Consider the following 25,000-nt stretch of genomic DNA (forward strand, 5'->3'; position numbering starts at 1 on the left):
CTAGACCATCATGGCCTACGACCTCCCTCCCATCGCCAAGTTGGCCGAACGCCTGCTCGTGGATATCGAGCGGGCGGTCAGGGCCTTTCCGCGCTACCACAAGTACACCGTGGGCACGCAGCTGCGCGAGCAGGCGATGGAGGTCGTGAAGCTGTGCAACCGGGCCTGGCGCGATCGCGACCAGCAGCTCAGGTGGCTGGATGGCCTGGTCTGGGCGATCGATGAGCTGAAGGTACTGCTCCAGATTGCGAAGCAGGTCCATGCGTACCAGAGCTTTCGGCAGTTCGAAGCGCTCATCCGTCTGGCCGACGACGTGGGCAAGCAGGCTGGCGGCTGGAAGCGCCAGCAGCAGAAGCACCCCAAGGGCCAGAATCCGGCGCGCAGTGCCGCACCGGAGTGCGCCCAGATACTGAGTACCTGCGCCGCCTCCACGGGGGCCAATCCATGACGAAGCCTCGCTACTCCAACAAGGACTGTAGGGCCGGGTCGCAAGTGCGCAGGGATGCGTCGGATCCGTCCTACGCCTGGATCGTCAATTTCAACAACGGCAACTGCAACTACAACCACCGCGACAACAACAACGCGCGCGTGCGCGCGGTGCGGTCGGTGCCGGCCGGTGAGTATCAGGGTGCGGGCGCAAGGGAACTGCCCCTGCGCGCCCTGTATGACGCCTGGCGCGATGCGCGCCGGGGGAAGAAGCCCAGTCGCAACCAACTCGCGTTCGATGCGCGTTGGGCGGATGGGCTGCTGCAGCTGCAGAGGGAGTTGAACGCAGGCGGCTGGCGGCCGCGGCGCAGCACCTGCTTTATCGCGACGCGGCCGAAGGCCCGCGAGATCCACGCTCCCCACTTCGCCGACCGGGTCGTGCACCACTGGCTGGTGCCGCAGCTGGAGGCCATCTGGGAGCGCAGGTTCATCCACGACAGCTACGCCAACCGCCGCGGCAAGGGCAGCCACGCCGCGGTGCGCCGCCTCCAGCAGTTCGTGCGCGAGATCCAAACCGGCCAGGGCGGTGGCTACTACCTGCAGCTCGATATCCACAACTTCTTCAACTCGATCCACCGGGCAACGCTGTACGGGCTGCTCAAGCCTGTCATGGAGCGCGCGCAATTGCCGCTGGTAGCCCGCCGCGCTACCCATGCCCTGCTTCGCCGGCCGCCGCGCGCCGCCGGTGTCGTGCTGCGCGCGACGGACGAGGAAGCCGCCCAGGTTCCCGCCCACAAGCGGCTGGCCAATGCTCCTACGGGCTGCGGGCTCCCCATCGGCAACCTCAGCAGCCAGTTCTTCGCCAACGTATATCTGGACGCCCTGGATCAGTTCGTAAAGCACGAGCTGAAGGCAAAGCGCTATCTGCGCTATGTCGACGACTTCGTGATCGTCCACCATGACCGGCACCAGCTGGCGGCGTGGCGTGATCAGATTGAAGCGTTCCTGGCCAAGCGCCTGCGCCTGTCCCTGAAGGCGGATCAAAAGCTGCGGCCGCTCGCCGACGGCATCGACTTCCTGGGCTACGTCGTCCGCCCCACCCACACCCTGGTGCGTCCTCGCGTTCTGGCGCACGCCAGGGAGGCGCTGGCGGCCTGGCAGCGGGCGCACGTGAGTGGCGACGCCATCCAGGCCACGCCGGCGGCCCTGCGCGCTGTGCAGAGCACTGCGGCGAGCTATGCCGGCCACTTCCGGCACGCCGACACCCACCGCATGCAGCGGCGGCTGCACCGGCAGTTCCCCTGGTTGCGGACCGCCACGCGGCCGCGCCGCTTCCACCACCGCCTGGAGGATCGGCCCGTCAGGCTGCCGATCGCTCGCGGGCCTAAGGAGCAACCCCATGCCTAACTCTTCCGTCGCCACCGTCGCGGGCGCCAACGTACAACTGCCGGCGCTCGAATGGAGCGCGCTGACGCTCCTGGACGGCGCCCCCGTCGACCATGCCACTGCGGTGCAGGCCTGTGCCGACCTCGGGCCGGGCTGGCGCGTGCCGACGCTGACCGAGCTGCTTAGCCTAGTCCGCTACGACCGCTCCGGCCCTGCCATCGACACGGACCTCTTCCCCGAGACCCAGAGCGGCGCCTACTGGACCAGCCAGCCGCTCGCGGCCATGAGCGATCGCGACGTGTGGATCGTGGACTTCTTCAGCGGCTCCACCGGCAACTACCGCAAGGAAGGGAACTTCGCCTTCGTGCGCGCGGTGCGCACCGTCTCGCCGGCGGAAGGGGAATCGCAATGAAGCTCATCAAGTTCGAGGGCCACAACGTCGTCTTTGCCGAGAATCAGCCCGAGTACCTGCCGCTGCCGGCCCTTCGCCTCAACAGCCAAGAGGGCGAGATCATTTGCTGCTGGCACCTGACGTGGCGGGAACGGCTGCGGCTGCTGTTAACCGGACGCCTCTGGCACAGCGTCCTGACTTTCGGCCAACCGCTGCAGCCTCAACTGTTGCAGGTTGATACGCCGACTGACGTGATCAACGCGATCACCCAGAAGGTGAAGTGATGGGACTTCCCTACGAGAATAGCTCCAGTGGCAATAACGCGATCACCGAGATCCAGAAGATGCTGCGCGGCTTTGGCTGCACGAAGTTCGGCACCGGCGAGGACTTCGAAACAGGCGAACTGTTCGTCCAGTTCGAGCATCGCGGCAGGCAGGTTTTCCTGAAGGCCAGCGCACGCGGCTACGCGGCAGCGTGGCTCAAGGAGCATCCCTTTGGCCCCCGCACCAAGGGGTCGAAGGCCGAGCACCAGGCCAGGGCACTGAAGATCGGCGGAATCGCCGTCTACTCGATCCTGCGCGACTGGGTCAAAGGCCAGGTGACCGCAATCGAGATCGGCATGCTGTCCTTCGAAGCTGCCTTCCTGTCGCACATCATGCTGCCCAGCGGCGTGTCCGTAATCGAGCACATCGAGGCGCAGAGGCTGCTGCCATCTCCCTCCGAGGGCGCGAGCAATGCCTGAATTCGATCAAACCTTGGCGGTCATTACCGCACTCGTCGCCGGCGATCGCTGGCTCTCTGCGGACGCTGCCGCCGCTCACTTGGGCATGTTCAACCCCAAGGGTGAGATCAACCGCCGCGGATTTCTTGAGCGAGTTGCGTGTCGCCCCAGCTTCCCGGTACCGCTGGTGATCGGCAACGAGAAGAAATGGAAGAAGTCAGAGGTCGACCAGTGGGCCGAGGACGAGCGAAAGATCAACCGAGCTGCTTAGCCAGCTCAGACGCGGGCTCGTTGTAGTAGATCATCAGGCTCTTGATGTCACGGTGGCCGACTACGCGAGCCAGCTGCAGCACGTCGAGCTTCTTGGAGAGGCGCCAGATCGCCTCCGACCGACTGTCGTGGAAGTGGACCGCGCGGTGGTTAGTCTTGTCCCGAACCTTGCGAAATAGCGTGTCTCGCATGCTGGCATCCATGTCGAAGATCGGACCAAACCGGAGAGGCAAGGCTCGCAGGATCTCCACGGCGCGCTTCGATAGCGGCACGTCGCGCGCGTCACCGTTCTTGGTCTTTGGCAGGCTGACGTATTGCTCGTCGAGATGAACGTTCGGCGAGGTCAGGGACAGTATCTCGCCCGAGCGCATGCCGGTCTCGATGGCCAGGAGAAATGCGAGCCCCACTCGCTGGGTCGCCGTCTTCGCCCGCAGCTTGTCCCACACTCCGAATCCGATTGCCAGGTCCTCGATCTCTTCGAGGGAAAGCCTTCTCGCCCTGCCTTTCGGAGTCGTCGGCCACCGCACGTCCTTCATCGGGTTGGCTCGGATCCACCGCCAATCGCGGCGCGCCACTTCCAGGACCGCACGTAGCAGGTTCATCTCCCGCGCCACGGTGCCGGGCTTCACCTGAGCCAACCGGCGATCGCGCCAGTCGGCGAAATCATTGCCATCGAGACTGGCCAGTCGGCGATTCGCGATCGGGGTTTCGCGGAACGCCTTCAGCCTGATCGCTTCCCAGTGCGCCCCTCCGCGCTTCGGTGCCTCGTCGTGCTGGTAGCGCTTCATCGCGTCGCCGAAGGTCTTGTCGGGCAGCTTAGCTCCGCGCAGCTCTGCCTCGCGCTCGAGGCCCCACGTCGCCGCTTCTTTCCGAGTCGCGAAAATCTGCGAGTCGCGCACACCGGCCACATAGACCTGTACACGCCACTTCGAACCAGAGGGACGGATGCTCGCCATGGCCCATGGTATGGGGAAATACTGGGGAGTTGGTACGTCCGAACCCGGGCGAACGCGGGCAGGGGCGGAAAAAGAAAACGCCCGAAACCGTTACGGGGCGGGCGTTTGAGATCGAATCCGGGCAATGCCGTAGCTGCCGGATTCTGTGCAATGGTGCCGGAAATAGGAATCGAACCTACGACCTACGCATTACGAATGCGCCGCTCTACCAACTGAGCTATTCCGGCGGTGCTGCGGTCCCGGCGGGCGGGCCGCGGGGCTGCAAATTGTAGGGTTGCGGCCGAGGCGGGTCAATCCGGGCTCAGCTGACCAGGCGCAGGCGCAGTTCCTTGGGCAGGGCGAAGACCATGTCCTCGGGCTCGCCGTCGAGTTCGTTCACGCGCTGGGCGCCCAGCTCGCGCAGGCGCTCGATCACGCCGCGCACCAACACTTCCGGGGCGGAAGCGCCGGCGGTGATGCCGATACGCTTGCGGCCTTTGACCCACTCCGGGTCGATCTCGACCGCGCCGTCGATCAGGTAGGCCTCCACGCCCTCGCGCTCGGACAGCTCGCGCAGGCGGTTGGAGTTGGAGCTGTTGGGCGAGCCGACCACCAGCACCAGGTCGCATTCGGCGGCCAGTTCGCGCACGGCGTCCTGGCGGTTCTGGGTGGCGTAGCAGATGTCGTCGTGGCGCGGACCCTGGATGGCCGGGAACTTGGCGCGCATGGCCTCGATCACGCTGCGGGTGTCGTCCACCGACAGCGTGGTCTGGGTGGTGTAGGCCAGGTTCTCGGGCTGGTCGACTTCCAGCGCGGCGACGTCGGCGGCGTCCTCGACCAGGTAGATGCGGCCGGACCCGGCCTCGCGCCGCCACTGGCCCATGGTGCCTTCGACTTCCGGATGGCCTTCGTGGCCGATCAGGATCACGTCGCGGCCGGCGCGGCAGTGGCGCGAGACTTCCAGGTGCACTTTGGTGACCAGCGGGCAGGTCGCGTCGAACACTTTCAGACCGCGCCGCTCGGCTTCCTCGCGCACGGCCTTGGACACGCCGTGGGCGCTGAAGATCACGGTCGCGCCGTCGGGCACTTCGTCCAGTTCCTCGACGAACACCGCGCCGCGGTGCTTGAGGTCGTCGACGACGAAGCGGTTGTGCACGACTTCGTGGCGCACGTAGATCGGCGCGCCCAGGGTCTCGATCGCGCGCTTGACGATTTCGATGGCGCGGTCGACGCCGGCGCAGAAACCGCGGGGATTGGCGAGCAGGACGTCCATGGGCCGATTGTACTCCTGGCTCAGGCCTTGGGCTTGGCCGGGGGTGTCGCGAACAGGCCGACCAGGGCGATGCCGACGGCGCCGGCCACGATGGCCGCGTCGGCCAGGTTGAAGGCCGGCCAGTAATGGTCGCGCCAGTGCCACTGGATGAAATCCACCACGTGGCCGTGCAGCAGGCGGTCGATCACGTTGCCCACGGCACCGCCGATCACCAGCGCGTACGGCAGCGCGGTTTTCCAGTCGCCGCGCGCGGTGCGGCGCAGCCAGCTGGCCAGCAGGCCGCTGATGGCGATGGCCAGGACCACGAAGAAGTACTTCTGCCAGCCGCCGGCGTCGCTGAGGAAGCTGAAGGCGGCGCCGGTGTTGTAGGTGCGGTACCAGTTCCAGAACCCTTCGACCACCGGGATGGCGGTGTACTCGGGCAGCGAGGCCAGCACCCAGGCCTTGGTCAGCTGGTCTAGCACGATCACCAGGGCCGAAACGATCAGCCATGGCAGGGCGTTCTTGCTATGCGGTTGCGACATCGTGTTGCGCTCCTGGTTCCGGCGGGCCGGAATCCGGACGGTGGCCCGCGCGCGGCGGGCCTGAGGGGAATGCACCCCGCCCGCGCCGGTCGGGCGCAGACGGGTCGGACCTAACCAATCAAACCGGCTACTCAGAACCAGCGACGATCCTCGCCTTCGCCGTCGACGTTGCTCACGCAGCGGCCGCACAGCTCCGGATGCGCGGCGTCCACGCCGACGTCGGCGCGATACTGCCAGCAGCGCACGCACTTGGTCTTGGCGGTCGGCACGGCGGTGACGGCGATGTCCTGGATGGCATCGTCGGCGACGATTTCTACATCACCGCTGATGAACAGGAACCGCAGCTCGTCGGCGAACGGCGCCAGCCAGTTCTGATCGGCCACGCCGCAGCGCAAGGCGATCTCGGCCTCCAGCGCGGCGCCGATCTTGCCTTCGGCGCGGATCGGTTCCAGGGTCTTGCTGACGTCGTCGCGCAGCGCCAGCAGGCGGGCGAAGTCCTCGGCCGACAGCGCGGCGTCGTCGGGCAGCAGGGCCAGGCCGTCGTACCAGGTGGTGAACAGCACGTTGCCTTCGCGCGCGCCGTGCGCGGTGGTGGCCGGCAGGTGGCGCCACATTTCGTCGGCGGTGTAAGCCAGGATCGGCGCAATCCAGCGCACGAACGCCTCGGCGATGCGGTACATCGCGCTCTGCGCCGAACGGCGGCCGCGCGAGTCCTCGCGCATGGTGTACAGACGGTCCTTGGTGACGTCCAGGTACAGCGAGCCCAGGTCGACGCTGCAGAAGTTCGACAGCGCCTGCACGATCTCGGCGAAGTCGTAGCGCTCGTAGGCCGAGGCGATGCGGTCCTGCAGTTCGGCGGCGCGGTGCACGATCCAGCGGTCCAGCGCGACCATCTCATCCAGACCGACCAGGTGCTGCGCCGGGTCGAAACCGCTGAGGTTGCCCAGCAGGAAGCGCGCGGTGTTGCGGATGCGGCGGTAGACGTCGGCGTTCTGCTTGAGGATCTTGTCGGAGACCGTCATCTCGTTGCGGAACTCGGTCGACGCCACCCACAGGCGCAGCACGTCGGCGCCCAGGGTGTCGGTGACCTTCTCCGGCGCCAGCGCGTTGAACATCGACTTCGACATCTTCTTGCCGTGTTCGTCGACGGTGAAGCCGTGGGTCAGCACCTGCCGGTACGGCGCCACGCCGTCCATCGCCACGCCGCTGAGCAGCGCGCTGTGGAACCAGCCGCGATGCTGGTCGGAGCCTTCCAGGTAGAGATCGGCGGGCTTGTGCAGGCCGTCCTGCGGACGCTGCGCGAGCACGCACTCGTGGCTGGTGCCAGAATCGAACCAGACGTCGAGGATGTCGTTGACCTTCTCATAGTCGGCGGCCTCGGCGCCGAGCAGCTGCTCGGCGGTCATCGCATACCAGGCGTCCACGCCCTGCTGTTCTACGGCGTCGGCGACCTGACGCATGATCTGGCCGGTGCGCGGATGCGGCAGGCCGGTTTCGCGGTGATAGAACAGCGCGATCGGCACGCCCCAGTAGCGCTGGCGCGAGATGGTCCAGTCCGGACGGCCTTCGATCATGTTGTAGATGCGCGCCTCGCCCCAGCCCGGCACCCAGGACACGCCCGGGATCGCGGCCAGCGCGTCGCGGCGCAGACCGGCCTGCTCCATCGAGATGAACCACTGCGGCGTGGCGCGGAACACCACCGGCGTCTTGTGGCGCCAGCAGTGCGGGTAGCTGTGCTTGATGCGGCCGGCGGCGAGCAGCGCGCCGCGCGCGCGCAGCACGTCGACGATCACCGGATCGATCTTGAAGATGTGCTGGCCGGCCAGTTCGTGGCCGTCGGCCGGCGGCGTCGACGGCAGGTACAGGCCGCGTCCGTCCACGGGATTGATTTGCGCCGCGCTGTAACGCTCGACCAGGCCGTACTTCAGGCCGACCGCATAGTCCTCCTGGCCGTGGCCGGGCGCGGTGTGCACCGCGCCGGTGCCGGCGTCGACGGTGACGTGGTCGCCCAGCAGCACCGGGATTTCGCGCTCGTAGAACGGGTGCTGCAGGCGCAGGCCTTCGAATTCGGCGCCCTGGCGCGGGCCCCACTCGCGCGTTTCCACGCTGGCGCCGGCCTTCAGTGCGTCGCGGTTGGCGAGCGTGCCGAGGAAGCCGGCGGTCAGATCGTGCGCGACCAGCAGGTATTCCGGACGCGCGCCGTCCTCGCGGAACAGCCCTTCGCTGCCCGGCTCGACGCGCACCAGCACATAGTTCAGTTCCGCGCCCAGCGTCACCGCCAGGCTGGCCGGCAAGGTCCACGGCGTGGTGGTCCAGATCGGCACCGACAGCGGCGCGCCGTCGTCGGCGATGCCGAAGGCGTCGAACACGCGCTTGCGGTCCAGCACCGGATAGCGCACGTAGATTTCGGTGGATTCCTTGTCCTGGTATTCGATCTCGGCCTCGGCCAGCGCCGAGCCGCAGTCGAAGCACCAGTGCACCGGCTTGGACCCGCGCACCAGGTGGCCGCGATCGACGATCTTGGCCAGCGACCGCATGATGTCCGCCTCGTAGCGGAAATCCATGGTGCGATAAGGGTTATCCCAATCGCCGGTCACGCCCAGGCGCTTGAAGCCGCGGCGCTGCAGGTCGATCTGGGTGGTGGCGTACTCGCGGCACTTGGCGCGGAAGGTCGCGGCGTCGAGCACGGCGCCGTCGACGGTGCTGCCGACCTTGCCGAACTCCTTCTCGACCTTGTGTTCGATCGGCAGGCCGTGACAGTCCCAGCCCGGCACGTAGGGCGCGTCGTAGCCGGCCAGCAGCTTGGACTTGACCACGATGTCCTTGAGCACCTTGTTGACCGCGTGGCCGACGTGGATCTCGCCGTTGGCATACGGCGGACCGTCGTGCAGCACGAAGCTGCGCTCGCGGCCGCCGGTCTTTTCGCGAATTCGCTGGTACAGACCTTCGCTCTCCCAGCGCGCCAGGGTTTCCGGCTCGCGCTTGGGCAGATCGCCTCGCATCGGGAAATCGGTCGCCGGCAGCAACAAGGTGGCCTTGTAGGCGTTGCCGGGGGCGGATTGGCTGGGGTCGTTGGTCACAGCGGGTCTCAGGCAGTGTTCCCGGCCGCGTCGGCGGTACGGGCTGGCGACGTAGACGCACGTCGAGTGTCGTGTTGCGAAAGTTCGTGTTCGTCGTTGGCCGGCAGCGCGCGGCGTTGCGCGTCCAGCCGCAACAGTTCGCGCGCCTGCGCGGCGTCGCGGTGCATCTGCTGCGTCAACGACGCCAGGTCGGGGAACTTGAGCTCGGCGCGCAGATGGGCGACGAACTCGACTTCGATGCGGCGCCCGTAGAGGTCGCCGTCGAAATCGAACAAATGCGCTTCCAGCAGCGGCTCCACGCCGTCCACCGTGGGCCGCGTGCCCAGGCTGGACACCGACGCGCGCGGCCGATCGCCGACGCCGTGCACCCAGGTGGCGTAGATGCCCGACAAGGCCGGGGTCTTGCCGCCGAAGCGCAGGTTGGCGGTGGGAAACCCCAGCGTGCGGCCGAGCTGCTGCCCGCGCACCACGCGCCCGCCGATCGCATAGGGGCGGCCGAGCAGCCCGGCGGCGGCGGCGAAATCGCCGGCCAGCAGGGCGGCGCGGATGCGCGTGCTGGAGACGCGCTCGCCGTCGTGGTGCACCGGTTCGATCTCGTGCGCTTCGAAGCCGCAGTCCTGGCCGAGCCGGCGCAGCAGTTCGATATCGCCGCCGCGGGCCTTGCCGAAACGGAACTCCGGGCCGACCCAGACCTCGCGCGCGTTCAAGCGATCGACCAGCACGCGACGCACGAACGCTTCCGCGTCCAGTCCGCTCAGGCGCGCATTGAAGCGCAGCAGGCCGACCTGATCGGCGTCCAGCGCGAGCAGGCCTTCGGCCTTGGCGCGCGGCAGCAGCAGACGCGGCGGCGGCGCGGCCGGTGCGAAGAACTCGCGCGGCAGCGGCTCGAAGCTCAACGCCACCGCCGGCACGCCCAAGGCATGCGCACGCGCGACCGTGTGGCGCACCAGCGCACGATGCCCGAGGTGCAGGCCATCGAAGGCGCCGATGCAGACCACACTGCCGTGCGGGCAGCGGGGCCCGCCCTCGACGTCACGAAACAGCCTGCTCATTGGATTGCGCGGGGGACCGGCTCGAAAGGAGCGTTCAAAAGGATGAATCAGGAAGTATAGCCGTCGCGGGCGACTCTCAAGCCGCCCCGCTCCGACCGCGCCGTCAATGCCCGCGCAGATCGCGCGGGCGGATGCCCTGCAGCCACAGGGTCGCGGCATAGGCCGCGCCGCCGCCGCCGACCACCACGGCCAGCTTCCAGCCGCGCTCCCACCACGGCCAGCCGGTCCAGCCCTGCCACAGCCACAGCAGGGCCAGCACCACCGCGCTCATCACCAGCGCGGCCACCGCGATCTGGCGCAGGAAACGGCCCCAGCCCGGCTGCCGCGCATAGACGCGGGCGCGGCGCAGGTACCAGGCCAGCTGCAGCGCGTTGACCCAGCCGGCGATCGCGATCGCCAGCGCCAGGCAGGCATGCGCGCCCGGCACCAGGCCCAGCGCCTCGCGCAGGTGGCCGCCGCTGCGCGCCAGCGCGTCCTGGCCGATCTCGGTGAAGTACAGCGCGCCCAGCAGCAGCGCCACGGTGGTGGCCAGGTTCACGATCACCGACACCACCGCCGCCTTGACCGGCGTCTTGGTGTCCTGACGCGAGTAGAACGCCGGCGCCAGCACCTTCACCAGCAGGAACGCCGGCACCGCGGTGGACTGCGCCATCAGGCTCAGGCGGATCATCGCGGTATCGGTCGGACTCAAGCGGCCGTACTGGAACAGCGTCGCGATCAGCGCCTCGGCGCACAGCACCAGGCCCAAGCAGGCGGGGATGCCGATCAGCAGACACAGCCGGAAACCCCAGTCCAGGCCCTTGGAAAAGCCCGCGGGGTCGGTGGCGGCGTGGCGCTTGGACAAATGCGGCAGGATCACCGTGCCGATGGCGACGCCGAACATGCCCAGCGGGAACTCCAGCAGGCGGTCGGTGAGGTACAGCCAGGTCACGCTGCCGGCGATCAGGAACGAGGCCAGGGCGGTGTTCAGCAGCAGATTGAGCTGGGCCACCGAGGAACCGAACAGGGTCGGCACCATCAGCCGCATGATCTTGCGCACGCCCGCATGCGCCCCGCCCCAGCGCGGGCGCGGCAGCAGGCCCAGCTTGGCCAGCGCCGGCAACTGGAACGCCAGCTGCAGGATGCCGGCCAGGAACACGCCCCAGGCCAGCGCCAGCACCGGCTCCAGGCCCAGCGGCCGCATCAGCGGCACCGCGCAGACGGCCGCGGCGATCATCGACAGGTTCAGCAGCACCGGCGACAACGCCGGGATCGCGAAGCGGCCGTAGCTGTTGAGCACGCCACCGACCAGCGAGGCCAGCGAGATGAACAAGGCGTAGGGGAAGGTGATCTGCAGCATCTGGGTGGCCAACCGGTACTGCTCGCTGCCCGGCTCGAAGCCCGGCGCGAACAGCTGCATCACCCAGGGCGCGGCCAGCACCACCGCCGCGGTCAGCACCAGCAGGGCGGCGGCCAGGGTGCCGGTGACCCGGTCCACCAGTGCCTTGACCGCGGCGTGGTCCTGCTTCTCCTTGTACTCGGCCAGGACCGGCACGAAGGCCATCGAGAACGAGCCCTCGGCCGAGAGCCGGCGCAGGAAATTGGGGATCCGGAACGCGATGAAGAACGCGTCCATGGCCGGGCTGGCGCCGAACTGCCAGGCGTAGACCTGATCGCGGACCAGGCCGGAGACCCGCGAAACGAAGGTCATGGCGCTGAAAACCACCGACGAACGCAGCAAACCGCCCTTGCTCATCGCCCGCCTCCGGCCGTTCCCGGCGCCAGGACGGCCCAGTTGACGCAAGTCACTGAATCGGCCATACTTTTGGGTCTGATTTTCCGCGATTGCATTTTTGCAGTCAGTTCCATCCAGCTTCCAACTAAATTTTCTCCAGGAAACCACCCGTGGCAAACATCAAGTCCGCCAAGAAGCGCGCCAAGCAGACGGTCGTGCGCAATGCCCGTAACGCCAGCCAGCGTTCGATGCTGCGTACCGCCGTGAAGAAGGTGCTGAAGGCCCTCGGCGAGAACGACGCCGCCGGTGCCAAGTCCGCGTTCGACGTCGCTCAGCCGATCCTCGACCGTTTCAGCTCCCGTGGTCTGATCCACAAGAACAAGGCCGCGCGCCATAAGAGCCGCCTGTCGGCCCGCATCAAGGCGCTGTCCGCCGCCTGATGCCGACGCCGCCGCGGCCTGCGCCGCGGCAGCCAGCGAAAACCCGGCTTCGGCCGGGTTTTTGTTTTTACGGTCGCCTGCGCGCGCCACCAGCGCACGCACCGCGAACGAACGCGCGCCGCCGACCTGCAGCGTAGCGAGCGAAGCGCGGGCATGAGCGGTCGGCATGCGGCGCATCGTCGGCGCCGCCGGTGAAGTCAGCACGAAGTCGCGCGCGCCCTCGCCCGCCGCGACGGCAAGCGCAGCGATCCCGCGCCTGCGCGCTGCGATGGGCGACGCCGATGCGGCGCCGCGAACGAAAGAGATTGAACGCCGAGCCCGCGGCTCAGGGCGCATGGTCGCCGGCGGCGTTCGCGGCTTCCAGGGCGTCTTCGCGCTGACGATCGAAGAAGGCCATCACGTCGAGCATGATCGGCCAGGTGCCTTCGCGGCCGATCGCCGACACCAGGTACCAACGGTCCTTCCAGCCCAGCTCGTCGACGATCGCCTGCGCCGCGGCCTTCTGCTCTTCTTCCAGCAGCAGGTCGGCCTTGTTGAGCACCAGCCAGCGCGGCTTGGCCAGCAATTCGGGATCGTGCTTGGCCAGCTCGCGCTCGATCGCGCGCACCTGCTCGGCCGGCGTTACGCCCTCGACGCCGCCTTCCATGGGCGCGATGTCCACCAGGTGCAGCAGCAGGCGCGTGCGCTGCAGATGGCGCAGGAACTGCGCGCCCAGGCCGGCGCCGTCGGCCGCACCTTCGATCAGGCCGGGAATGTCGGCGATCACGAAACTGCGGTGCGCCTCGACGCTGACCACGCCCAGGTTGGGGTACAGCGTGGTGAACGGATAGTCGGCCACCTTCGGCGTCGCCGCCGAGACCGCGCGGATCAGGGTGCTCTTGCCGGCGTTGGGGAAGCCCAGCAGGCCGACGTCGGCCAGCAGCTTGAGCTCCAGCTTGAGCTCGCGCTGTTCGCCCGGCAGACCCGGCAGCGCCTTGCGCGGCGTGCGGTTGGTCGAGCTCTTGAAATGCATGTTGCCCAGGCCGCCCTTGCCGCCGCGCGCGACCAGCAGACGGTCGCCGTGCGCGGTCAGGTCGCCGATGACCTCGTCGGTCTCGACGTTGGTCACCACGGTGCCCACCGGCACCACGATGATCAGGTCGTCGCCGCCCTTGCCGTAGGCCTGGCGGCCCATGCCGTTCTCGCCGCGCTGGGCGCGGAACTGCTTCTGGTGGCGGAAATCGACCAGGGTGTTGACGTTCTCGTCCGACACCAGCCAGACGCTGCCGCCGGCACCGCCGTCGCCGCCGTCCGGCCCGCCCAGCGGGATGAACTTCTCGCGACGGAAGCCGATGCAGCCGTTGCCGCCGTTGCCGGCGATGACCTGGATTTCCGCTTCGTCGACGAGTTTCATGAGCGCTGGGTTTCGATAAGGAGTAAGTGAATCGGTGCAGCGTTACGACGGCATTTTAGCGCCGCCCGCGTGCAGGGCCGCACAGCAAGCGGGAATCGGCTGCCGCCCCGCCCGCCCAGCGCCGACCTAAAAACGAAAAGCCCCGCCGAAGCGGGGCCCTTCGCGTACCGCGCGTCGCGATTAGGCGACGACGCTGACGGTGCGGCGCTTCTTCGGGCCCTTGGTCGAGAACTCGACCTTGCCGTCGACCAGCGCGAACAGGGTGTGGTCGCGGCCGAGACCGACGCCGGCGCCCGGGTGGAACTGGGTGCCGCGCTGACGCACGATGATGTTGCCGGCCTCGATGGCCTGGCCGCCGTAGATCTTGACGCCCAGGTACTTCGGGTTGGAGTCGCGGCCGTTGCGGGTAGAACCTACGCCCTTTTTATGTGCCATGGCTGCTGCTCCTTACTTGTTGTCGCCACCGGCGATGCCGGTGATCTCGATTTCGGTGTAGTGCTGACGGTGGCCCATCTGCTTGCGATGGTGCTTACGGCGGCGGAACTTGACGATGCGCACCTTGTCGGCGCGGCCGTGGCCGACGACCTTGGCGGTGACGCTGGCGCCCTTGAGCGCGTCGCCGAGCTTCACACCTTCGCCGTCGCCCAGCATCAGGACGGTGTCAAACTTGATCTCGCTGCCGGCTTCGACATCGAGCAGCTCGACGCGGAGCGTCTCGCCTTGCATCACGCGGTATTGCTTACCGCCGGTGACCAGTACTGCGTACATGACCGGTATTCCTCTGTAGTTATTTTGGTCGCTGCCGCGCCCAATGCGGGCGGACAGAAGCGGAATTGTAGGCGGTTCAGCGAGTTAGAGCAACTATCCCCCAGTGCCGGCGACGGGCCCGGCCGGCCGGCGCCGGGTAGCGCGGCCTTAACGCGTCTCATGCTGTAGTGAGCATGCTGCGAAGGACCCCGTGGCCGCCCATTCCGCCCGGGGACCGCCCATGTTCGAGCACCTGCTGGACCAGGTCGCCAGCCGCCACGGCCTCAGCCCGGACCAGGGCCGGCGCCTGCTGGCCGCCTGGCTGGAGCGCATTTTCGACCCCGCCCGCGGCGGCACCGCCGGCTTCGTGCAGGCCTTCCGCGAGCAGGGCCTGGCCGAGCTGGCCGAATCCTGGATCGCCCCGGGCCCGAACCGGCCGCTGACCGCCGACCAGCTGGAGCGGGTCTTCGGCGAGGGCGAGATCGCCGCCCTCGCCCGTGCCCTGGCGCTGCCCGCGGCCGCCGTGGCCAGCGCCTCGGCGGCGATCCTGCCCGAGGCCGTGGACACGCTGGGCGAGGACGGGCGCTGGCATGGCGGCGGAGCCGGCCCTCATCGGTCAGATCCTGATCGGCGTGAATTTGATCGCAGCGACGCTCATCGGCCCGAGGCGGGTTGGCGCGACGCTCATGCGCACGATCCCGACCATCCGCACATCGCCAGTCCAGATCCTCACCCGCACGCAACCGATCCCTTCGCCGCGCCCGCGCCCGGCGCAGCATCAACGACCGATCCGGGCGGCCTTCATCCGATCCGCGACGTCGCACCCGGCCCGCTTTCGTCGGAACCCGCGCCGCTGTATCGCGCCGACGACGATCCGCCGCCGCCCTCGCCGCTGCTGTCGTTCGCGCGCCGGCTGTGGCCGTGGCTGTTGTTGTTCGCGTTCCTGTCGGCGCTGGCCTGGTGGCTGCGCGTTTGAACGCGTCGCACGCCGCATGCGCGCGACTTAAGCCGCAATCGCGGCGCGACGCAGTTCACACTATCGACATGGCGTTCGCACGCGAGCGCGAATGCCGCATGCACGCACCGCTCGCCTGTTCGCGTTTGTGAAGAACGACGTTTTTCGCTGCGAATTCAGAGTCGTCGCGCATTTGTGCATTGCGAACGCATCCACGTTACATGCGGCGTTACATACGCATGCCTCGTCGACGCATGCTTTAGTCGTAGAGCGTGCCACTTGCGCAGCTCGCAAAGCTTGAATTAGCTTGCAATGGACGCGCCTGCAGGGGGTCGCGTCGGGATCGAACCAGCACGGATGCTGAGTCGCTGCGCTGTGCGCGCGACCGCGGCGGACCGCGTCGGTTCTACACACAGGGGGCCTCTGCATGCGACTGGATTCATCCAGCCTTCCCACGTCTTTCCGCGGCGGCGAGCGCAGTGCGCGCGCCAACGCTTCCCGAATCGAATGCGCATCCGCGCGTGGCGACGTTGCGCGCTCGCGCAGCTCGAACCCCACTCTCTCCGCCAACGCACTGTTCGCGACCGTCGCAACCACAGCGACGCGCCTGCGCGATCCTGCATCCCGCTCGGAAGCGCCCTCGTCCTTCCGACACGTTGTCACCCCCATTACCGCGACTGCGCGATGCCCCGGACGGGCGCACGCGCGCAGCTTGCGTACCGAAGTCCCGCGGCGAGGAAAGATGTCATAGCCGCGGACCAGCGCCCGACGCTATCAGGGGATGCGTCGGGGATCATGAGCTACGAAATCAAGGATGTTTGTCATGACTCGCAAAGTACGTTCAATGAAATGGACCGCACTGGCCATCGCCACCGCGATCGTGGTCGCTCCGGCGGCCTACTCCGGCGGCAAGCTGCCGACGGCCAACAAGACCAAGGTTTCGACCTTGTCCCCGCAAGCGGCGAAGGCGGCTAAGGAACAGCCGGTCCTGCAAGACCGCTTCATCATCACCTACAAGGGCTCGGCCAATGCCAAGGGCATCGCCGCGGCCAAGGTCGGCACCCAGCTCGCCAGCGCCTCCAAGGCCCTGGGCCTGGGCATCTCGCCGATGCGCACGCTGGCCACGGGCAGCGCGCTGATCCGCACCGACAAGAAGCTCGACAGCGCCGCCAGCAAGGCGCTGATGATCGAGCTGATGAAGGATCCCAACGTGCTGGCGGTCGAGCCCGATCGCCTGCGCCAGAAGCTGCTGGTCCCGAACGATCCGGGCTACGCGCAGCAGTGGCATTACAAGAACGGCCCCGGCGGCATCAACGCCGAACCGGCCTGGGACCTGAGCACCGGCGACGGTGTGGTGGTCGCCGTGCTCGACACCGGCATCACCCCGCACGCCGATCTGGTCGGCAACCTGGTGGCCGGTTACGACTTCATCATCGACACCGACGTCAGCGTCGACGGCGACGGCCGCGACGCCGACCCGAACGATCCGGGCGACTGGCACGACGGCGAGTGCAACATCTTCGGCATCCCCGAGGACAGCAGCTGGCACGGCACGCACGTGGCCGGCACGGTCGCCGCCTCGACCAACAACGGCGTCGGCGTGGCCGGTGTCGCGTTCGGCGCCAAGGTCCAGCCGGTGCGCGTGCTGGGCAAGTGCGGCGGCTACGAGTCGGACATCATCGACGCGGTGACCTGGGCGTCCGGCGGCACCGTGACCGGCGTGCCGGCCAACGCCACGCCGGCGGAAGTCATCAACCTCAGCCTCGGCGGCGGCGGTGCGTGTTCGGTCGCCGAGCAGGCAGCCTTCACCGCGGCGGCCGCGCGCGGCACCACGGTGGTGGTGGCGGCGGGCAATTCCTCGGCCGATGCGGCCGGCTACTCGCCGGCGAGCTGTAACGACGTGATCACCGTGTCCGCGGTCGGCCCGACCGGCGCGCTGGCCGGCTACTCGAACTTCGGCAGCGTGGTCGACGTGGCCGCGCCCGGCGGTTCGGGCGCCAATCCGGCGGCCGACAACATCCTCTCGACCCTGAACCTGGGCCTGCAGGGCCAGGAAGGCGACGGCTACGCCTGGATGGCGGGCACCTCGATGGCGTCCCCGCACGTCGCCGGCGTGGTCGCGCTGATGCAGGCCGCCGCACCGACGCCGAAGACTCCGGCGCAGATCAAGAAGATCCTCGAGAACACCGCCTACGCCTCCGGCGGCTTCCCGAGCGGCTGCAACTACGACAAGCCCTGCGGCACCGGCATCATCGACGCCCGCTATGCGGTGGCCGTGGCCTCCGGCGCCGAAGCGCTGCCGGCCGATCCGCCGCCGCCGCCGGCGCCGGAACCGGCCACCCCGCTGACCAACGGCGTCACCGTCACCGGCATCGAAGTGCTGGCCGGCGGTACCGTGCGTTATCAGCTGCTGGTGCCCAACGGCGCGTCCAACCTGTTGTTCGCCATGTACGGCGGCACCGGCGACGCGGACATCTACGTCAAGCGCGGCAGCGCTCCGACCAACACCTCCTACGACTGCCGTCCGTTCAGTTCCGGCAACAACGAGAACTGCTTCTTCCCGGCGCCGCAGGGCGGCATCTGGTACGTGACGATCAAGGGCTTCAGCAACTCCGCTGGCGTGTCCTTGTACCCCAGCTTCACCGACGCCAACTGGCCGCGCGCGGTCGAGGCCGAGGCGACTCCGCTGACCAACCACCGCACCCGCGTCGATCTGACCTGGGGCGCCGGCAAGCGCAACATCGACATCTACCGTAACGGCGCGATCCTCAAGACCGTGCGCAACAACGGCGCCGCCACCGATACCTTCCGGATCATCGGCACCGGCACCATGAGCTACAAGCTGTGCAACAACGGTACGCAGGAATGCGCCGACCCGGTGGAGATCGAGTACGCCTCCTCCAAGCGCTGATCGCGGCATGCAACACGGAGGGCCCGGTACGCCGGGCCCTCCGCTACCGGAGCGCCGCGCCGCGCGGCCTGCGTCCGGTCCAACGCTCACCTAGTACCGTTCTGGAGCCTGCATGCATTCCCACCCCATCCTTTCGCGCCGGCATCGCGCCGGCGCCGTGCTGCTGACGCTGGCCTGCGTGGCCGGACTGGCGGCCTGCAACCGCGGTCCCGCCGCCGGCGACGCCGAACCGGCCAAGACCGCCGAGGCCGCGCCGGTACCGCGCTACGACGCCAAGCTCAGCCTGGTCAACAACAACGGCAGCCTGCGCTACGACGGCAACGTCGACAGCGACGCCGCCAAGCAGGCGGTGATCGCCGCGCTGTCCCACGCCTACGGCGCCGAGAAAGTGTCCGGCGACCTCGCCGTGGACCGCTACGCGCGCCCGGCCGACTGGGCGGCCAACCTGCCCCAGTTCGCCGCCGCGTTCAAACAGCCCGGTGCGGCGGTCAGTTTCCAGGGCCAGCGCATCGAACTCAGCGGTCAGGTCGCCGAGGCTGACCGCGCCGCGCTGTTGGAACAGGCGCGCACGCTCTACCCCGGCTACGCCTACACCGGCCTGTTCGAGGGCGTGGGCGCGGCCCCCGCCAACAGCGCCCTGGCCACGCTGGGCGACAAAGCCAGCGCGGCCGACGTGGTCAAGGCGCTGAACCAGACCCCGATCGCGTTCGAAGGCGACAGCGCGCGCATCGCCGCGTCCAGCCTCGACGCCCTGGGCGACGCGGCCAAGGCCATCCAGGCCGCGCCCGCACAAACCCGGGTCGAGATCTATGGCCCGGCCGGCGGCAGTGGCGTCAGCGAGGACGATCTGGCCTTGTCCAAACAGCGCGCCGAGGCGGTCAAGGTGCTGCTGGTGGTGAACGGCGTCAGTCCGGGCGCGATCGAGACCAAGGCGGCCGGCGCCGATAGCGGCCGCGGCATCAGTTTCAAACTCGTCAAATAGGGCGGCGGCCGGCGCTCGCGCCGGCCGACCGGACCCGGTCAACGGCCTCTCTCCAGGCCCTCGCCGACGCGCGGTTTGCGTCGGCGATTTTTTTGGGCGGGTGGTTTTGCGAGGCAAAAGCAAATCCCCCCTAGCCCCCCCTTTTTCAAAGGGGGGAACGGTGCGGCCTGTTTGGTAGGAAGCAGTTGCGCCCGCGGCTTCAGGGGAAGAAACCGCCTGCCGGTCCTCCCCCTGTGGAATCGGCTGGTCTTCCCCCTTTGGAAAAGGGGGATCGAGGGGGATTTGCTTCTCCGTTCAGGACGCTCTCACCCAGACACCCGGCAACGCCCCATGTCGCGCTCGCAGCTGCGACGAACCCTCTCCGCGGCCCTTCCGTTCCGCAGATTTGCCCCCATGTTCGGCACTCGATACGCTCTTCTGTTCGCCGTCGCCCCGTGCGTCGGCCGCCCTCCCCCTTTGCAGGCAAACGATGGCGCTGGATTTCATCCGCATCCGCGGCGCGCGGACGCACAACCTCAAGAACATCGATCTCGACCTCCCCCGCGACAAGCTGATCGTGATCACCGGCCTGTCCGGCTCCGGCAAGTCGTCGCTGGCGTTCGACACGATCTACGCCGAAGGCCAACGCCGTTACGTGGAGTCGCTGTCGGCCTATGCGCGGCAGTTCCTCAGCGTGATGGAAAAGCCCGATGTCGACCACATCGAAGGCCTGTCGCCGGCGATCTCGATCGAGCAGAAGTCGACCTCGCACAATCCGCGTTCGACGGTCGGCACGATCACCGAGATCTACGACTACCTGCGCCTGCTGTACGCACGCGTGGGCTCGCCGCGCTGCCCGGACCACCACTACCCGCTGGAAGCGCAGACGGTCAGCCAGATGGTCGACCAGGTGGTCGGCCTGGATCCGGAGCAGCGCTACATGCTGCTGGCGCCGGTGGTGCGCGAGCGCAAGGGCGAGCACGCGCAGATCTTCGAGCAGCTGCGCGCGCAGGGCTACGTGCGCGTGCGCGTGGACGGCACGCTGTACGAGATCGACGCGGTGCCGCCGCTAGCGCTGCGGGTCAAACACACCATCGAGGCGGTGATCGACCGCTTCAAGCCGCGCGAGGACATCAAGCAGCGCCTGGCCGAATCCTTCGAGACCGCGCTCAAGCTCGGCGACGGCATGGCCCAGGTCATGTCGCTGGACCACGCCGACGCCGCGCCCTTGCTGTTCTCGTCCAAGTACAGCTGCCCGGTCTGCGACTACTCGCTGCCGGAGCTGGAACCGCGCTTGTTCTCGTTCAACTCGCCGGTCGGCGCCTGCCCGACCTGCGACGGCCTGGGCGTGGCGCAGTTCTTCGATCCCTCGCGCGTGGTCGTGCACCCGGAGCTGTCGCTGTCGGCCGGCGCGGTGCGCGGCTGGGACCGCCGCAACGCCTACTACTTCCAGCTGATCCAGTCGCTGGCCAAGCACTACAAGTTCGACGTCGACTCGCCCTGGCAATCGCTGTCGGAAAAGGCGCGCAACGCCGTGCTGTACGGCAGCGGCGACGAGCTGATCAATTTCAGCTACATCACCGAGAACGGCGGCCGCAGCCAGCGTAAGCACCGCTTCGAGGGCATCGTGCCCAACCTGGAGCGCCGCTACCGCGAAACCGAATCGGCGGCGGTGCGCGAGGAGCTGGCCAAGTACATCAGCGAACGCGCCTGCACCGAATGCGGCGGCGCGCGCCTCAACCGCGCCGCGCGCAACGTGTTCGTGGCCGAGCGCCCGCTGCCGGAGCTGGTGGTGCTGCCGGTGGATGAGGCGCTGAGCTTCTTCAAGTCGCTCAACCTGCCCGGCTGGCGCGGCGAGATCGCGGTCAAGATCGTCAAGGAAATCGCCGACCGCCTGCGCTTCCTGGTCGACGTCGGCCTCGACTACCTGACCCTGGAGCGCAAGGCCGATTCGCTGTCCGGCGGCGAAGCCCAGCGCATCCGTCTGGCCAGCCAGATCGGCGCCGGCCTGGTCGGCGTGATGTACGTGCTGGACGAGCCCTCGATCGGCCTGCACCAGCGCGACAACGAACGCCTGTTGGGCACCCTCACCCGCCTGCGCGACCTGGGCAACACGGTGATCGTGGTCGAGCACGACGAGGACGCGATCCGCCTGGCCGACTACATCGTCGACATCGGCCCCGGCGCCGGCGTGCACGGCGGCGAGGTGGTGGCGCAGGGCCTGTTCCCCGACATCCTCAAGGCACCGCGTTCGCTGACCGGCCAGTACCTCAGCGGCAAGCGCCGGATCGAAATTCCCAAGCAGCGCCACAAGCCCAATCCCAAGACCACCCTGCACCTGCGCGGCGCCAGCGGCAACAACCTCAAGGACGTCGATCTGGCGATCCCATCGGGCTTGTTCACCGCCGTCACCGGCGTGTCGGGTTCGGGCAAGTCGACCCTGATCAACGACACCCTGTTCGCGATCGCGGCCAACGAGCTCAACGGCGCCTCGCACACGCCGGCGCCGTACAAGGCGGTGGAGAACATCGAGCTGTTCGACAAGGTGGTCGACATCGACCAGTCGCCGATCGGACGCACGCCGCGTTCCAATCCGGCCACCTACACCGGCCTGTTCACGCCGCTGCGCGAGCTGTACGCGCAGGTGCCCGAGGCGCGCTCGCGCGGCTACTCGCCGGGCCGCTTCAGCTTCAACGTGCGCGGCGGCCGCTGCGAAGCCTGCCAGGGCGACGGCCTGATCAAGGTCGAGATGCACTTCCTGCCGGACGTGTACGTGCCCTGCGACGTCTGCGGCGGCAAGCGCTACAACCGCGAGACGCTGGAGATCCTCTACAAGGGCTACAACATCAACGACGTGCTGGAAATGACGGTCGAGGATGCGCTGGGTCTGTTCGAGGCGATCCCGGCGATCTCGCGCAAGCTGGAAACGCTGATGGACGTGGGCCTGAGCTACATCAAGCTCGGCCAGAGCGCGACCACCCTGTCTGGCGGCGAGGCGCAGCGCGTCAAGCTGTCCAAGGAACTGTCGCGCCGCGACACCGGACGCACGCTGTACATCCTCGACGAGCCCACCACCGGCCTGCACTTCCACGACATCGAGCACCTGCTGGCGGTGCTGCACCGCCTGCGCGACGACGGCAACACCGTGGTCGTGATCGAGCACAACCTGGACGTGATCAAGACCGCCGACTGGGTCATCGACCTGGGCCCGGAAGGCGGCCATCGTGGCGGCAGCATCCTGGCCACCGGTACGCCGGAGCAGATCGCCGCGCTGCCGCATTCGCACACCGGCCACTTCCTGGCGCCGCTGTTGGGCATGGGCCCGGCCACGCGCACGGAAGCCAAGCCGGCGCGCAAGGCCGCCGCCAAGTCCGACACGGCCAAGACCGTTGCCAGCAAAACAGCCACCGCCAAGGGCAAGAAGAAATCCGCCGCATGAGCACCGACACCGCCGCCACCGAATCTCCGCTGCTGTTCCGCATGCCGCTGGAACTGCGCTGGCGCGATCTGGACGCGTTCAACCACGTCAACAACTCCAACTTCCTCACCTACCTGGAGGAAAGCCGCATCCGCTGGTTCGACAGCTGGGGCGGCGAATGGGTCAGCGACGCGATCGCGCCGCTGCTGGCGGCGGTGCAGCTGAACTACCGGCTACCGATTCCGTATCCGTCCAAGGTCGCGGTGGAGCTGTACGCGCAGCGCGTGGGCAGCACCAGCATGACCATCGGTCACCGCATCGTGTCCGAGGACGGCCAGGCGCTGTACTGCGACGGCCACGTGGTGGTGGTGTGGATCGACCGCGCCAGCGGGCGGCCGGTGCCGTTGCCGGCGGCGGTGTTGGAGGCGATCGCGCGCTGAGGCGCGGCGAATCGTGGCGAGCCGCAGACGCGGCCGAAAAGCAAATCCCCCCCTTTCCAAAGGGGGGAAGAAGCACACGCTCAGGGCTTGCGCGCTTCCAGTTCGCCGCGCAGCACGCCGCCGTCCTTGAGCTTGAATTCGACCACGACCTTGCTGCCCGGCTTCAGCGGCGCGTGCGGCTGCATCAGCATCAGGTGCATGCCGCCGGGCTTGAGCGTGGCGTTGCCGTCGGGCGCGATGCGCAGTTCCGGCAGCGCGCGCATGCGACTGATGCCGTCGACGATGCGGGTCTCGTGCAACGAGGTGTCGCCGAACGCGGGGCTGCTCACGCCGACGATGGTGATCGGGGTGGGACAGCGGTTCTCGATGCGGCCGAAGCCGGCCATCATCGGCATCTGCGCCGGCGGCAGCCGTACCCAGCCCTCGACGATGCGCGCGGTGCAGCCGCGCGCCTGCGCCGTCGGCGCGGCGCCGAGCGCCGCGGCGAGAACCAGGAGCGGGGCCAGAACGTGGACGGCGGTGCGGTAACGGAGCGGCTTCATCGGCCTATGATAGCGCCTGAAGTTTCCGCCCCGAATCGCCGTATCAACGCCGCCGCGCAGGAGCGCCCATGAGCCTAGTCACCGCCACCACCCACGGCGAGATCGTCGAACTGCAACTGGCGCGCGCGCCGGTCAACGCGCTCAATCCCAGCCTGTGCACGGACCTGCGCGACGCGCTGGGCCGGGCGATCGCCGACGGCGCCCAGGGCGTCGTCCTGTCGGGCGGCCCCAAAGTGTTTTCGGCCGGCCTGGACGTGCCGCACCTGCTGTCGCTGGGCGAGGACCGCCATGCCCTGATGGCGGCCTGGCAGGCCTTCTTCGACACCGCGCTGGCGTTGGCCGCCAGCCCGATCCCGGTGGTCGCCGCGCTGGCCGGTCACGCCCCGGCCGGCGGCTGCGTGCTGGCGCTGTGCTGCGACTACCGCGTCATGGCGTCGGGCCCGTTCCGCATCGGCCTCAACGAAACCCAGGTCGGCCTGGTCGCGCCGGAAGGCATCCAGCGCCTGATGCGGCGCGTGGTCGGCGCCTACCGCGCCGAGCGTTTGCTGGTCGCGGGCGAGATGCTGGACGCCGAACAGGCGCTGCAGGCGGGCCTGGTCGACGAGCTGACCGAGATCGACAACGTCGCCACCCGCGCCCGCGTGTGGCTGGAACAGCTGCTGGCGCTGCCGCGCCAGGCGGTGCTGCAGACGCGCGCTATCGCGCGCGCCGACATCATCGAGGCGCTGCAGCCCGAGCACATTCGTCTGCAGCACTTCATCGAGGCGTGGTATCAGCCGTCGACGCAGGACGCACTTAAGGCGCTGATCGCGCGGCTGGGCAAGTGAGGCGCGCGCTCGCCGCGTTGCTGCTGAGTGTTGCCGGCACAGCAACTGCCGCGCCCGCCGCGCCCGACGGCGACGCCCGTCTGATCGGCGACTGGGTGCTGTGCGAAGACCCGGACGGATCGCCTTCGGACCAATTGCGCTTCGGCGACGACGGGTCGGGCAAGGTGATACGCGATCAGAGCGAGGTCGCGTTCGTCTATACCCTGAGCGACGGCAAAGTGTCTGTGCTCGTGCAAACGGGCGGCCGGCTGGTACCGATCACGCTGACGCCCTCGTTCGCGCCGCAAGACGAGCGGCTGTCGCTGTACGACGAACGCACCGGCAATACCGCGTATTACGTGCGCGCCGAGCGCGCCGCAACGGCTGGATGCAGCGCGAAGTAAATTCGTAGGGGGCGGTGATAACCGCACCGGCGCGTGGGCTGGAGGGTGCGATGGTGCGGTTCGCCTTCGCTCACCGCACCCTACGCTCGAGATGTTTGCCAGATCGCCTGCGTGGCTACGACAAAGCAAATCCCCCTCAATCCCCCTTTTTCAAAGGGGGAAGACAATCAAGGGGCGAAGCAGAGCTCGTAGGGTGCGGTGATAACCGCAC

The 25,000-nt window shown here is 68.2% G+C and carries 24 protein-coding genes and 1 tRNA gene; 14 read left to right on the plus strand and 11 right to left on the minus strand.

Annotated elements, in window-relative coordinates:
* Positions 1–10 precede the first annotated feature (10 nt).
* The 6 genes from LVB77_RS14790 to LVB77_RS14815 are packed head-to-tail and all read left to right on the plus strand — an operon-like array spanning position 11 to position 3,195.
* Positions 11–448: a four helix bundle protein gene (locus LVB77_RS14790; RefSeq protein WP_232906858.1), complete on the plus strand. Its 438-nt coding sequence runs from the start codon at positions 11–13 to the stop codon at positions 446–448.
* On the plus strand, positions 445–1,833 hold the full coding sequence (locus LVB77_RS14795; RefSeq protein WP_232906859.1) for a reverse transcriptase domain-containing protein: 1,389 nt from the start codon (positions 445–447) through the stop codon (positions 1,831–1,833). The genes LVB77_RS14790 and LVB77_RS14795 overlap by 4 nt, the downstream gene beginning before the upstream one ends.
* The gene (locus tag LVB77_RS14800) at positions 1,826–2,224 is read left to right on the plus strand and encodes a DUF1566 domain-containing protein (protein ID WP_232906860.1); all 399 of its coding nucleotides are present in this window, start codon (positions 1,826–1,828) and stop codon (positions 2,222–2,224) included. Before LVB77_RS14795 ends, LVB77_RS14800 begins: the two co-directional genes overlap by 8 nt.
* On the plus strand, positions 2,221–2,487 hold the full coding sequence (locus LVB77_RS14805) for a hypothetical protein (protein ID WP_232906861.1): 267 nt from the start codon (positions 2,221–2,223) through the stop codon (positions 2,485–2,487). Before LVB77_RS14800 ends, LVB77_RS14805 begins: the two co-directional genes overlap by 4 nt.
* Positions 2,487–2,945 (plus strand): hypothetical protein, encoded by a 459-nt coding sequence (locus tag LVB77_RS14810; protein WP_232906862.1) that lies wholly within the window; start codon positions 2,487–2,489, stop codon positions 2,943–2,945. Before LVB77_RS14805 ends, LVB77_RS14810 begins: the two co-directional genes overlap by 1 nt.
* Positions 2,938–3,195, plus strand: coding sequence for a hypothetical protein (locus LVB77_RS14815; protein ID WP_232906863.1), 258 nt, complete (start codon positions 2,938–2,940; stop codon positions 3,193–3,195). Before LVB77_RS14810 ends, LVB77_RS14815 begins: the two co-directional genes overlap by 8 nt.
* Here LVB77_RS14815 and LVB77_RS14820 read toward each other — a convergent pair.
* The 7 genes from LVB77_RS14820 to murJ form a co-directional block, all read right to left on the minus strand.
* Entirely contained in the window at positions 3,179–4,150 is a 972-nt protein-coding gene (locus LVB77_RS14820) for a site-specific integrase (RefSeq protein WP_232906864.1), read from the minus strand. The genes LVB77_RS14815 and LVB77_RS14820 overlap by 17 nt on opposite strands.
* Before the next feature lie 151 nt (positions 4,151–4,301).
* Positions 4,302–4,377, minus strand: a tRNA-Thr gene (locus tag LVB77_RS14825).
* Between the two features lie 74 nt (positions 4,378–4,451).
* Complete coding sequence (ispH, locus tag LVB77_RS14830; protein WP_232906865.1) at positions 4,452–5,402, minus strand: 4-hydroxy-3-methylbut-2-enyl diphosphate reductase; 951 nt, start codon at positions 5,400–5,402, stop codon at positions 4,452–4,454.
* A 20-nt stretch (positions 5,403–5,422) separates the two neighbouring features.
* Entirely contained in the window at positions 5,423–5,926 is a 504-nt protein-coding gene (gene lspA / locus LVB77_RS14835) for a signal peptidase II (RefSeq protein ID WP_232906866.1), read from the minus strand.
* A 131-nt stretch (positions 5,927–6,057) separates the two neighbouring features.
* Positions 6,058–8,928 carry an isoleucine--tRNA ligase gene (gene ileS, locus LVB77_RS14840; RefSeq protein ID WP_232910302.1) on the minus strand — a complete coding sequence of 957 codons (2,871 nt, stop codon included), beginning with the start codon at positions 8,926–8,928 and terminating at the stop codon, positions 6,058–6,060.
* A gap of 86 nt (positions 8,929–9,014) precedes the next feature.
* Complete coding sequence (locus tag LVB77_RS14845) at positions 9,015–10,058, minus strand: bifunctional riboflavin kinase/FAD synthetase (protein WP_232906867.1); 1,044 nt, start codon at positions 10,056–10,058, stop codon at positions 9,015–9,017.
* Positions 10,059–10,161: 103 nt separating this feature from the next.
* The gene (gene murJ, locus LVB77_RS14850) at positions 10,162–11,793 is read right to left on the minus strand and encodes a murein biosynthesis integral membrane protein MurJ (protein ID WP_232906868.1); all 1,632 of its coding nucleotides are present in this window, start codon (positions 11,791–11,793) and stop codon (positions 10,162–10,164) included.
* A gap of 149 nt (positions 11,794–11,942) precedes the next feature.
* Between murJ and rpsT the strand changes: the two genes are divergently transcribed.
* Entirely contained in the window at positions 11,943–12,212 is a 270-nt protein-coding gene (gene rpsT / locus LVB77_RS14855) for a 30S ribosomal protein S20 (RefSeq protein ID WP_056175933.1), read from the plus strand.
* Positions 12,213–12,537: 325 nt separating this feature from the next.
* Here rpsT and cgtA read toward each other — a convergent pair whose 3' ends face one another.
* The 3 genes from cgtA to rplU all read right to left on the minus strand — a co-directional run bounded on the left by cgtA (position 12,538) and on the right by rplU (position 14,373).
* Complete coding sequence (cgtA, locus tag LVB77_RS14860) at positions 12,538–13,605, minus strand: Obg family GTPase CgtA (RefSeq protein WP_232906869.1); 1,068 nt, start codon at positions 13,603–13,605, stop codon at positions 12,538–12,540.
* 180 nt (positions 13,606–13,785) lie between these two features.
* The gene (rpmA, locus tag LVB77_RS14865; RefSeq protein ID WP_056175940.1) at positions 13,786–14,040 is read right to left on the minus strand and encodes a 50S ribosomal protein L27; all 255 of its coding nucleotides are present in this window, start codon (positions 14,038–14,040) and stop codon (positions 13,786–13,788) included.
* 12 nt (positions 14,041–14,052) lie between these two features.
* Positions 14,053–14,373: a 50S ribosomal protein L21 gene (gene rplU, locus LVB77_RS14870; RefSeq protein WP_036113830.1), complete on the minus strand. Its 321-nt coding sequence runs from the start codon at positions 14,371–14,373 to the stop codon at positions 14,053–14,055.
* A gap of 220 nt (positions 14,374–14,593) precedes the next feature.
* On the opposite strand from rplU, the gene LVB77_RS14875 reads away from it, so the two are divergent.
* The 5 genes from LVB77_RS14875 (at position 14,594) to LVB77_RS14895 (ending at position 23,037) form a co-directional block, all read left to right on the plus strand.
* A complete protein-coding gene (locus LVB77_RS14875; RefSeq protein WP_232906870.1) occupies positions 14,594–15,328 on the plus strand; it encodes a YidB family protein in 735 nt (244 codons plus the stop codon).
* Positions 15,329–16,130: 802 nt separating this feature from the next.
* Positions 16,131–18,218, plus strand: coding sequence for a S8 family peptidase (locus tag LVB77_RS14880; protein ID WP_232906871.1), 2,088 nt, complete (start codon positions 16,131–16,133; stop codon positions 18,216–18,218).
* A 112-nt stretch (positions 18,219–18,330) separates the two neighbouring features.
* A complete protein-coding gene (locus LVB77_RS14885; protein WP_232906872.1) occupies positions 18,331–19,200 on the plus strand; it encodes an OmpA family protein in 870 nt (289 codons plus the stop codon).
* Positions 19,201–19,669: 469 nt separating this feature from the next.
* Positions 19,670–22,618 carry an excinuclease ABC subunit UvrA gene (gene uvrA / locus LVB77_RS14890; RefSeq protein ID WP_232906873.1) on the plus strand — a complete coding sequence of 983 codons (2,949 nt, stop codon included), beginning with the start codon at positions 19,670–19,672 and terminating at the stop codon, positions 22,616–22,618.
* Positions 22,615–23,037 carry a thioesterase family protein gene (locus tag LVB77_RS14895; RefSeq protein ID WP_232906874.1) on the plus strand — a complete coding sequence of 141 codons (423 nt, stop codon included), beginning with the start codon at positions 22,615–22,617 and terminating at the stop codon, positions 23,035–23,037. Before uvrA ends, LVB77_RS14895 begins: the two co-directional genes overlap by 4 nt.
* Positions 23,038–23,117: 80 nt before the next feature.
* On the opposite strand, the gene LVB77_RS14900 is transcribed toward LVB77_RS14895, so the two are convergent.
* Positions 23,118–23,579, minus strand: a complete 462-nt coding sequence (locus LVB77_RS14900) for a copper chaperone PCu(A)C (protein ID WP_232906875.1) — start codon at positions 23,577–23,579, stop codon at positions 23,118–23,120.
* A 68-nt stretch (positions 23,580–23,647) separates the two neighbouring features.
* On the opposite strand from LVB77_RS14900, the gene LVB77_RS14905 reads away from it, so the two are divergent.
* Complete coding sequence (locus LVB77_RS14905; RefSeq protein WP_232906876.1) at positions 23,648–24,406, plus strand: enoyl-CoA hydratase/isomerase family protein; 759 nt, start codon at positions 23,648–23,650, stop codon at positions 24,404–24,406.
* On the plus strand, positions 24,403–24,789 hold the full coding sequence (locus tag LVB77_RS14910) for a hypothetical protein (protein WP_232906877.1): 387 nt from the start codon (positions 24,403–24,405) through the stop codon (positions 24,787–24,789). Before LVB77_RS14905 ends, LVB77_RS14910 begins: the two co-directional genes overlap by 4 nt.
* Positions 24,790–25,000: the final 211 nt, after the last annotated feature.

Source organism: Lysobacter sp. 5GHs7-4, assembly GCF_021284765.1.
Lineage (GTDB): Bacteria > Pseudomonadota > Gammaproteobacteria > Xanthomonadales > Xanthomonadaceae > Lysobacter.